Origin of the sequence: Rhizobium leucaenae USDA 9039 (genome assembly GCF_000426285.1) — a bacterium.
GTDB lineage: Bacteria > Pseudomonadota > Alphaproteobacteria > Rhizobiales > Rhizobiaceae > Rhizobium > Rhizobium leucaenae.
In genome coordinates this window covers 136,801-146,874 of record NZ_AUFB01000015.1, presented here as the reverse complement: position 1 = coordinate 146,874, position 10,074 = coordinate 136,801, and the positions used below count along the sequence as shown (strand labels likewise).

Sequence of the window (10,074 nt, the reverse complement as noted above, 5' to 3'; positions counted from 1 at the left end):
TGATAAACGTGACCGTCAAAGTCTCTTTCAAAGGATCCAAATCTCTTCAGATCCCGCAAGCTCCGCCGCCCACGTTTCTCTTTCTTCCATTCTTCAATTGTCAAATAACAGACCAGTCATCCCGGTCGAATACCGCTCCCTCAAGCCCAAGCACCTAAGCTCAGAACCACCAATCAGCATCGCAGCCAATCCAGGAAACTCTAGAGCGAGAGACTTCGTCGCCAGCAGCGCCGCCGCCCTCGTCAGTGATCGGGCTTATAGACCCCACACCCGAACATAGTCAACACCCTCACTGTAAAAATTCTGACATTTTTGTAACTAGCTGATTTTACTGGGGGATTTTTCAATGTATAAAACTTTTCGGGAAAATCGCCCGCTTGAGGGGCCTTTTCCGGATTCATTTTACGGGTTTTCGGAGATTCCCGTCTTCACGGAGGAAATGGAGCCCGAAGCCAGCTTCAAGCCCAGCTTCGAACCGGTGCCTTTGCCGCTAATTGCCAGTTTATCGCCCAGGACCTAATAGAGAGCTTAAGCAATGAAGGAGCTGATAATGTTGGTCCTTAACGAAGAGCAGACACGTACAGCGCTTGCCTGGCCGGCGCTGATCGAGGCGATCGCCACGATGTTTGCCGGCAGCTGCGTCATGCCGGTGCGACATCACCACGATATGGAGGTGCCCGGCGAAAGCGATGCGACGCTGCTGCTGATGCCCGCCTGGCTGCCGGGGCAATATATGGGCGTGAAGATGGTTTCGGTTTTCCCTGATAATGCCGAGCGTGGGCTGCCGGCAATCTTCGGAACCTATCTGCTTTCCTCCGGCAGAACCGGCGAGATGCTGGCGGCGATCGACGGCGGCGAACTCACGGCGCGGCGCACCGCGGCAACCTCGGCGCTCGCGGCGCGCTACCTCGCGCGCGCAGATGCGGAAGAACTGCTCGTCTGCGGCACGGGGCGGCTGTCCCTCAACCTGATCCAGGCGCATGCCGAAGGACGGGAGCTGAAGCGGATCGGCGTCTGGGGCCGCGATCGCGGCAAGGCACAGCAGGTGGCGGACGAAGCGCGTGTGTTTGGTTTGAACGTAGAAGCAATCACCGATCTGGAAGCGGCCGCCCACAGCGCCGACATCATCTCCTGCGGCACGCTGTCGAGCACGCCGGTCATAAAGGGGGAATGGCTGAAGCCCGGGGCACATCTCGATCTTGTCGGCGGCTTCAAGCCGGATATGCGGGAGACCGACGACATCTCGATCCGGCGGGCACAGGTCTTCGTCGATACGCGCGCCGGAGCCATGAAGGAAGCCGGCGATATCGTGCAGCCGCTGAAAAGCGGCGTGCTGACGGAAGATGCGATCCACGCGGAGCTCAGCGAACTTGTCCGCGGGACGCGGCCGGGGCGTACCAATGACGACGATATAACCCTCTTCAAATCCGTAGGTGCGGCGCTCGAAGATCTGGCCGGCGCGATCCTCGCCTATGAACATGCGCGGGGCAACGGGGCGTGACGCGCATGACACCCTGGCTGCCCGAACTGCCGGTCTCCCACGTGCTCGCCAATATCGGCGCGGCGCTCGCGGACGAGCGGCGCGCGGTTTTGTCAGCACCTCCCGGCGCGGGCAAGACGACGCTAGTGCCGCTTTATCTGCTGGGTCAGGGCTGGCGTGGCGACGGCAGAATCATCCTATTGGAGCCGCGGCGGCTCGCGGCAAGGGCCGCGGCGGCGCGTATGGCCTCGCTGCTCAATGAGCAGGTGGGCGACACCGTCGGCTATCGCATGCGGCTGGACAATCGCGTATCGGCGAGGACGCGGATCGAGGTGGTGACCGAAGGCGTGTTCGCGCGGATGATCCTCGACGATCCCGAACTATCCGGCGTCTCCACGGTCATCTTCGACGAATTCCACGAACGCTCGCTGGACGCGGATTTCGGCCTGGCACTGGCTCTGGACGTGCAATCGGCGCTCCGCGAGGATCTGCGCATCCTCGTGATGTCGGCAACTCTCGATGTCGAACGCGTCGCCGCTTTGCTCGGGCGTCCGCCGGTCATCGAAAGCATGGGCCGCAGCTTCCCGATCGACATCCGCCATCAGGACCGGCCGGCCGGCGAGCGGATCGAGGATACGGTGACACGGGCGATTCTCGACGCACATGCAACGGAACAGGGGTCGATCCTGGCCTTCCTGCCTGGACAGGCGGAAATCACCCGCACTGTGGAAAGGCTCGAGGGCCGATTAGCGCCGGAGACAGTAATCGCGCCGCTTTACGGCAATCTCGGCCAGAAGGAGCAGGACGCAGCGATCCGTCCGGCGCTCAAGGGCACGCGGAAGATCGTGCTGGCGACGTCGATCGCTGAAACCTCGATCACCATCGACGGGGTGTGCATCGTCATCGACAGCGGTCTGCAGCGGCTGCCTGTTTTCGAGGCCTCGACTGGCATCACCCGGCTGGAGACGGTGCGGGTGTCGCGGGCTTCCGCCGACCAGCGCGCCGGCCGCGCGGGGCGAACCGAGCCCGGTATTGCAATCCGATTGTGGCATCCCGGCCAGACGGCGGCGCTGCCGGCCTTCACGCCGCCACAGATTCTCTCCAGCGATCTTTCCGGGCTGGCGCTCGATCTTGCCCATTGGGGCGTGCAGGACCCAGCCGCGCTTGCCTTTGTCGATCAGCCGCCGGCGACGACACTGAGCGAGGCGCGCGGGCTGTTGCGGCAATTGGGGGCGCTGGACACTGAGAACGGGCTGACGGCGCACGGCAGGCTGATGCGCGATCTGGCTCTGCCGCCGCGGCTAGCGGCCATGGTGATTTCAGCAGCGGAGTTCGGCCAGGCACGTGAGGCGGCGATGCTCGCCGTATTGCTGACGGAACAGGGGCTCGGCGGGCAGAGCATCGATCTGGAAGAGCGCCTGCGGCGGTTCAAGGCGGAAAAGGGTGAACGCGCCGAAGCGTCGCGCCGGCTGGCCGGGAGGCTGGCGATGGCGACAGGCGGGAGCAAGGCTGTGGACGCAGGAGTACAGGTCCTGGCCGGCTCATTGCTGCTGCATGCTTTCCCCGATCGCATCGCCCTGCAGCGCGGCGGCCGCGGACGCTTCGTCATGGCGAACGGGCGCGGCGCCGAATTGCCGGAGACGGAGCGCCTCGCCGGTTCGCAAATGCTTGTCATTGCCGACCTGACGGGCCGGGCGGCGCAAGGCCGTATCTTGGCAGCGGCGGAAATTGCGCGTGCTGATGTCGAGGAGCATCTGCCGGGAGAAATCCGCACCGAAGACCAGAGCCTGTTCGACAAGACCAGCCGGCAGGTGCGGGCGCGGCGCGTGACGCGGCTCGGGGCGATCGTCTTCGAGGAGACCCCCTTGCCTCGACCATCGGGCGAGCGGGCGGCGAAGGCGCTGGCCGACGGCATCCGCGAGCTGGGGCTCGCCGTCCTGCCCTTTTCGAAAGAGGCGACGCAATTGCGCGAGCGGATCGGCTTCCTGCACCGGACGATCGGAGAGCCATGGCCCGATATGAGCGACGAAGCGCTGCTTGCGCGGCTGGACGAATGGTTCACGCCATTTCAGGCCGACGCGCGCGGCTTTTCCGACATCGCGGCAGGCGGGATTTCCAACGGACTGATGTCATTGGTACCGCATGAGCTGCAGCGCGACCTCGGGCGGATGGCGCCGACGCATTTCGAAGCGCCGACCGGCCAACGCCATCCGATCCTATATGAAGGCGAGGAACCGCTGCTGACGATCCGCGTCCAGGAGCTTTTCGGCCTCAAGCAGCATCCGGCCGTCGCCGGTGGGCGGCTGCCATTGGTGCTGGAACTGACCTCGCCGGCACACCGGCCGATCCAGACGACGCGCGATCTGCCCGGCTTCTGGGCGGGCTCATGGAAAGACGTGCGCGCCGATATGCGCGGGCGCTATCCCAGGCATCCCTGGCCGGAGAATCCGGCGGATGCTTTGCCGACGACAAGAGCCAAGCCGCGTGGTACCTGAATATGGCCCGTTTCTTCAGAGGATTGGACAAAATGGCGGACGCGGACGCCAAGGCGCAGGACGATCACCATACCAGCCGTCGGCTCAGGCTGCAGACGCTGGTGCGGCTGCGCTGGCTTGCGGTGGGCGGTCAGACGGTGACGGTGATGATCGTCGCCTTCTGGCTGAAATTTGCCGTGCCGCTGCTGGCCTGCTGCGTCTTGATCGCCTGCCTTGCCTGGATCAACTTCTTCCTGACACTGCGTTATCCGCCGACGCACCGGCTTGAGCCGCCGGCGGCCTTTGCGCTGCTCGGCCTCGATCTTCTCCAGCTTTGCGCGTTGCTGCTGATCACCGGCGGGCTCGCCAATCCCTTTTCGGCGCTGGTTTGCGTGCCCGTCATCATTTCCTTCGCTTCGCAGCCGATCCGCTACAGCATGGCGCTGATCGTGCTGGCGATGATCTGCATCACCGGCCTTGCCTTCTCGCCGTTTCCGTTGCCCTGGTATGACGGCATTGAGATCAATGTTCATAGCGTGATGCAGCTCGGCGTCTGGTGTTCGATTGCTTCCACCATGGCCTTTGCCGCCTTCTATGCCTACCGCGTTTCCATGGAGGCGACGCAGCTTGCCGACGCATTGTCGGCAACGGAGCTGGTGCTGCAGCGGGAAAAGCATCTGTCGCAGCTCGACGGGCTCGCCGCTGCCGCCGCCCACGAGCTCGGCACGCCGCTGGCGACGATCAGCGTCGTCGCCAAGGAGATGGAGCGCGAGCTCAGCCAGGACGACCGCTTCCGCGAGGATGTTGCGCTGCTGCGCAGCCAGAGCGAACGATGCCGCGACATCCTGCGGCGACTGACGACGCTCTCCTCCGAGGACGAGGCGCATATGCGGCGGCTGGCGCTGTCATCGATGATGGAGGAGATCATCGCGCCGCACCGGGAATTCGGCATCAAGCTGGAGCTGATCGAAAAAAGCCCGCGGGTGGGCGAGCCCGTGCTGAACCGCAACGCCGGTATCATGTACGGGCTTGGCAATCTCATTGAAAATGCCGTCGACTACGCGCGAAAGAAAGTGACCGTCACGGTCGAATACGACCCCAATACGCTGACGATCGTCATCGAGGACGACGGCAACGGTTATTCTGCCGATATCTTGACGCGGATCGGCGAGCCCTACGTCACGACACGGCAGCGCGACGATACGGCGGGTGGCCTCGGTCTCGGCCTGTTCATCGCCAAAACCCTGCTGGAGCGGTCGGGTGCGGTGCTTACCTTCGGCAATCGCGATCCGGAAACGCCGGGTGCGCGCATCCGTGTCGAATGGCCGCGCATGTTAATCGACAGTAATTCGACAAAATGAATTTCACGGCTTAAAACACCGGTCGTTAGAGCAACGATCGTATCCGAAAACTGCGCCACGGTTTTCGGATACGATCATGCTGAAGTCAGTAGGACTATGCAGGCGGTTTGTCGCCGGGATTGAACATGATGACGGATAAAGAGCTCACCGACCCTCATGCGGGGGCCAAGGACATTGAGGACCATATCGGCCCCGACGCGACATTGCTGATCGTCGATGACGACGGACCCTTTCTGCGCCGGCTGGCGCGCGCCATGGAGACGCGCGGCTTTGCGGTCGACACGGCGGAATCGGTGGCGGAAGGCGTTGCCAAATCCAAGACCAATCCGCCGAAATATGCCGTGGTCGATCTCCGCCTAGGGGATGGCACCGGCCTGGACGTCATCGAGGCGATCCGGCAAAGACGCGACGATACGCATATCGTGGTGCTGACCGGCTACGGCAATATCGCCACGGCCGTCACCGCCGTGAAGCTCGGCGCCCTCGATTATCTTGCCAAGCCCGCCGATGCCGACGACGTCTATGCGGCGCTGACGCAGCGGCCAGGCGAAAAGGCCGAAGTGCCGGAAAATCCGATGTCGGCCGATCGGGTGCGCTGGGAGCATATCCAACGCGTCTATGAAATGTGCGAGCGCAACGTCTCCGAGACGGCCCGCCGTCTCAACATGCATCGCCGCACACTGCAACGCATTCTCGCCAAGCGCGCGCCGAAATAAGGAACACCTTCGCCCCTCCGTGGAGAAGGTCGCGGTAGGCGCGGGTTGAGGGGACGTTGCACCCTCGGGCTGCCCGTCGCTTACGTTCCGGGCGCTCGAAGCTAAAGCTCCTCGCCCCCCTCGTCCGCCCCTGAGTTGATCGAAGGGCGGGCACCAACCGGGGTCGAGCCGCCGGTCTCGACCTGTCCTTCGGACCCCCGAGGGGAGAAGGCAAAATCCTTTCCCGTCGCCCACTCGGCCAGCATCAGCCGTTGGGCGGCCGCGCGGGAGAAGTTCAGCGTCACCGATTTACGCGTGGCCGGCGACAGGCGATGTTCCGGTGCTTCGCGGATCATGTGTGCACCGTATCCATCCGACAGGAAAAGCCCGCAATCTTCCGGAAAGATATCGAGCGGCACATCCTTGTGCGTTGCGAAGAACAGGCGATCGCAGTGCAGGCGGTAGTCCGGCCATTTGCGGTCGACGCGAAAATCCTCGATCGAGGATTTGATCTCGATGATCCAGATCTCGCCTTTTTCGGAAAGGGTGATGAGGTCGGCGCGACGGCCGCTGGCAAGCGGCAGTTCCGGCAAGACGGCATGGCGCATCTCGTGCAGTAATAGCTGCACGCCCCTGCGTACAAGCATCGCCCGTTCTGACTGCCGACCGTCGATTAACGGATTGTTATTGTAAACACTCAAAATCGTCATGAATTGCCTCGGGGACCGAACAAGCGTTGTTGCAAAAAAACCATGTCCCTTTAATTTGCGCGGCGGAGCTATTTTTGTCGCCTCACACCAGCTTGCAAAGCTAAATTTAATAGAAAATAAACCATAGTCAAAGATGGTCGATACCATCCCATTCCCTGTCACAACTCACCAAGAGACTTCCATGCGCATCCGCAATGCTATGACTGCACTCGGCCTTGTCGCAACGCTTGCCACGGCTGGTTATGCCACCACTGCCGCAGCCACGCCGACCGCTACCGCCAACTCCGCCTCCGACACCATCAAGACGTTCGATAATGATTACGGCGTCACGAGCGACAACGGCTTCCAACTGCCGGCGATCCCGATCCAGAAGGTAAAGCCGCAGTTCCGCCGCCAGATCGTTGCTTACAAGTCTGACGAAGCTGCGGGCACGATCATCGTCAACACCCGCGAGCGCCATCTTTATTACATCTTGGGCAACAACGAAGCCATGCGCTACGGCATCGGCGTCGGCAAGCAGGGCTTCGCATGGTCGGGCACGGCATACGTTGCCTGGAAGCAAGAATGGCCGAGCTGGCATCCGCCGAAGGAAATGGCGGTCCGTCGTCCGGAAATCGCCAAGTATGTCGACGACGGCATGAACCCGGGCCTTGAGAATCCGCTCGGCGCCCGCGCTATGTATCTCTACAATGAGAAGGGCCAGGACACGCTGTTCCGCCTGCACGGCACGCCGGAATGGGCTTCGATCGGCACCGCCGCTTCCTCGGGCTGCATCCGCCTGATGAACCAGGACGTCATCGACCTCTACAACCGCGTTCTGCCGGGCCATAGCACCAAGGTCGTGGTGATCCAGTAATCGCTGATATTGTCGAGATTCAAAAGGCGTCTGGATCGTTGCCCGGCGGCTTTTTGTTTGGGGAAACGAGGCGATGCTATACCGCCCCACCCGCCCTCGCCCTTCGAGGCTCCGCCTTCGGCTGCGCACCTCAGGATGAGGGCTGATCTTTTCCCCTAGCCGCAGGAGTCTCTCCACCTCATCCTGAGGTGCCTTGCCGTCGAAGCGCTAGCGCAGGCGACAAGGCCTCGAAGGCTCGGGGTGGCCTCTGATGGAGAGAAGGGTTCACCCCGCCTGCTTCGCCTTGAGTTCGATACGGCGGCGATGCAAGACCGGTTCGGTGTAGCCGTTCGGCTGCTCGCGGCCCTTGAGCACGAGGTCGAGGGCGGCTTGGAAGGCCACGGAGCCGTCGAAATTGCCGGCCATCGGTCTGTAGAGCGGGTCGCCGGCGTTCTGCTCGTCGACGACGGCGGCCATGCGCTTCATGGTCTCGACGATCTGCGCTTCGGTGATGACCTTGTGATGCAGCCAGTTGGCCATATGTTGCGCCGAGATGCGCAGGGTGGCGCGATCCTCCATCAGCCCGATATTGTTGATATCGGGCACCTTGGAGCAGCCGACGCCCTGATCGACCCAGCGAACGACATAGCCGAGTATCCCTTGGCTGTTGTTATCGATCTCGCGCTGGATTTCCTCCGGCGTCCAGTTCGGGCGCGGGGCGATCGGTACGGACAGAATATCGGAAAGTTTGGCACGCGCGCGGCTTTTCAAGGCTTGCTGCACCTTGGCGACGTTGACGCGGTGGTAATGGGTCGCATGCAGGGTCGCAGCCGTCGGCGACGGCACCCAGGCGGTGTTGGCGCCGGCCTTCGGATGGGCGATCTTCTGCTCCAGCATCGCCGCCATCAGATCGGGCATGGCCCACATGCCCTTGCCGATCTGCGCATGGCCGGAAAGGCCGCATTCCAGGCCGATATCGACATTCCAGTTTTCGTAAGCCGTGATCCAGACCGCCTGTTTCATGTCGCCCTTGCGGATCATCGGGCCGGCCTCCATCGAGGTATGGATTTCATCGCCGGTGCGGTCGAGGAAGCCTGTATTGATGAAGACGACGCGTTCGCTGGCGGCGCGGATCGCCTCCTTGAGGTTGACCGTGGTGCGGCGCTCCTCGTCCATGATGCCCATCTTGATGGTATTGCGCGGCATGCCGAGCACATCTTCGACGCGCGAGAAGATCTCGACGGCAAAGGCCACTTCCTCCGGCCCATGCATCTTCGGCTTGACGACATACATCGAGCCGGCGCGGGAATTCTTGCGGCGGCCATTCGGACCGATATCGTATAGCGCGATCAAGGCGGTGATCATGGCGTCCATGATGCCCTCAGGCACTTCGTAGCCGTCGCGGTCGAGGATCGCGGGATTGGTCATAAGATGACCGACATTGCGCACCAGCATCAGCGAGCGGCAATGCAGCTCGAAGCTCGAGCCATCGGGCGCCGTGTAGGTCACATCCGGATTGAGGTGGCGGGTGAAAGTCTTGCCGCCCTTCGAAACTTCTTCCGTCAGGTCGCCCTTCATCAGGCCAAGCCAGTTGCGATAGACCTCGGCCTTGTCCTCGGCATCGACGGCAGCGATCGAATCTTCACAGTCCATGATGGTGGTGATTGCCGATTCCAGGCGGACATCGGAAATGGCAGCCGGATCGGCCTTGCCGATAGCGGTGCCGGCGTCGATGACGATCTCGATGTGGATGCCGTTATTCTTCAGCAGAATATGCGAGGGCGCGCCGGGGTCGCCGAGATAACCGGCGAAATGCCCAGCATCGGCAAGAGCGGCGGCACCTTTCTTGCTTTCGATCGCCAATGTGCCGCCCTGGATGGCGAAGCCGGCGACATCCTTCCAGCTCGCGCTAGCAAGCGGCGCGGCAGTATCGAGAAAATCGCGCACCCAGGCGATGACCTTTTCGCCACGCTTCGGATTATAGCCCCTGCCCTTTTCGGCGCCGTCGGTCTCGGGAATCGCGTCGGTCCCGTAGAGCGCGTCATAGAGCGAACCCCAGCGCGCATTGGCGGCGTTCAGCGCATAGCGGGCGTTCATGACGGGAACGACGAGCTGCGGGCCGGCGATGGAGGCGATCTCCGGGTCGACATTGGCGGTCGAGACTGAGAAGGCCGGGCCTTCCGGAATGATGTAGCCGATCTCACGCAGGAAAGCTTCGTAGGCGGCCATATCCACGGGTGCGCCGTTCTTGCGGTACCAATCGTCCAAGGCAGCTTGCATGCGATCGCGTTTGGCGAGCAGATCGCGGTTTCTCGGAGCAAGGTCGTGCATGATCGCCGAGAAGCCGGCAAAGAAGGTATCTGGGTCGACACCGGACCCCGGCAGGGCTTCCTTGATCAGGAAATCATAAAGCACCGGTTCGATCTGAAGCCCGTTTTTGTCAATGCGGCTCATACCAATCACTCCTCAGGCCGTCCTACGGCTCAATTCTTACATGCTGCCAGTTTGCGGACGGTTGC

6 protein-coding genes and 1 pseudogene are annotated in these 10,074 nt (G+C 62.3%); 5 read left to right on the top strand and 2 right to left on the bottom strand.

The annotated features are described in order from the left end of the window. Window positions 1-550: 550 nt before the first annotated feature. From lhpI to K290_RS0121880, 4 genes are all read left to right on the top strand, one after another. Window positions 551-1,501, top strand: a complete 951-nt coding sequence (gene lhpI / locus K290_RS0121895; RefSeq protein WP_028753852.1) for a bifunctional Delta(1)-pyrroline-2-carboxylate/Delta(1)-piperideine-2-carboxylate reductase — start codon at window positions 551-553, stop codon at window positions 1,499-1,501. Window positions 1,502-1,506: 5 nt separating this feature from the next. Further along, window positions 1,507-3,975 (top strand): ATP-dependent helicase HrpB, encoded by a 2,469-nt coding sequence (gene hrpB / locus K290_RS0121890; protein ID WP_028753851.1) that lies wholly within the window; start codon window positions 1,507-1,509, stop codon window positions 3,973-3,975. A gap of 32 nt (window positions 3,976-4,007) precedes the next feature. Then, window positions 4,008-5,315 (top strand): ActS/PrrB/RegB family redox-sensitive histidine kinase, encoded by a 1,308-nt coding sequence (locus K290_RS0121885; RefSeq protein WP_028753850.1) that lies wholly within the window; start codon window positions 4,008-4,010, stop codon window positions 5,313-5,315. Between the two features lie 128 nt (window positions 5,316-5,443). Further along, entirely contained in the window at window positions 5,444-6,031 is a 588-nt protein-coding gene (locus K290_RS0121880) for an ActR/PrrA/RegA family redox response regulator transcription factor (protein ID WP_028753849.1), read from the top strand. A gap of 212 nt (window positions 6,032-6,243) precedes the next feature. Here K290_RS0121880 and K290_RS34760 read toward each other — a convergent pair. Then, window positions 6,244-6,720, bottom strand: a pseudogene (locus tag K290_RS34760) (MmcB family DNA repair protein); the annotation flags it as partial. Between the two features lie 181 nt (window positions 6,721-6,901). On the opposite strand from K290_RS34760, the gene K290_RS0121870 reads away from it, so the two are divergent. Beyond that, a complete protein-coding gene (locus K290_RS0121870) occupies window positions 6,902-7,576 on the top strand; it encodes a L,D-transpeptidase (protein WP_028753848.1) in 675 nt (224 codons plus the stop codon). A 264-nt stretch (window positions 7,577-7,840) separates the two neighbouring features. Here the strand turns inward: K290_RS0121870 and K290_RS0121865 are convergent, their stop codons facing one another. Further along, the gene (locus K290_RS0121865; RefSeq protein ID WP_028753847.1) at window positions 7,841-10,009 is read right to left on the bottom strand and encodes a malate synthase G; all 2,169 of its coding nucleotides are present in this window, start codon (window positions 10,007-10,009) and stop codon (window positions 7,841-7,843) included. Window positions 10,010-10,074: the final 65 nt, after the last annotated feature.

What these genes read in the sequence shown, in the direction of transcription:
- lhpI (WP_028753852.1), top strand. Translation starts at nt 551, where the DNA reads ATGTTGGTCCTTAACGAAGAGCAGACACGTACAGCGCTTGCCTGGCCG.
- hrpB (WP_028753851.1), top strand. Translation starts at nt 1,507, where the DNA reads ATGACACCCTGGCTGCCCGAACTGCCGGTCTCCCACGTGCTCGCCAAT.
- K290_RS0121885 (WP_028753850.1), top strand. Translation starts at nt 4,008, where the DNA reads ATGGCGGACGCGGACGCCAAGGCGCAGGACGATCACCATACCAGCCGT.
- K290_RS0121880 (WP_028753849.1), top strand. Translation starts at nt 5,444, where the DNA reads ATGACGGATAAAGAGCTCACCGACCCTCATGCGGGGGCCAAGGACATT.
- K290_RS0121870 (WP_028753848.1), top strand. Translation starts at nt 6,902, where the DNA reads ATGCGCATCCGCAATGCTATGACTGCACTCGGCCTTGTCGCAACGCTT.
- K290_RS0121865 (WP_028753847.1), bottom strand. Translation starts at nt 10,009, where the DNA reads ATGAGCCGCATTGACAAAAACGGGCTTCAGATCGAACCGGTGCTTTAT.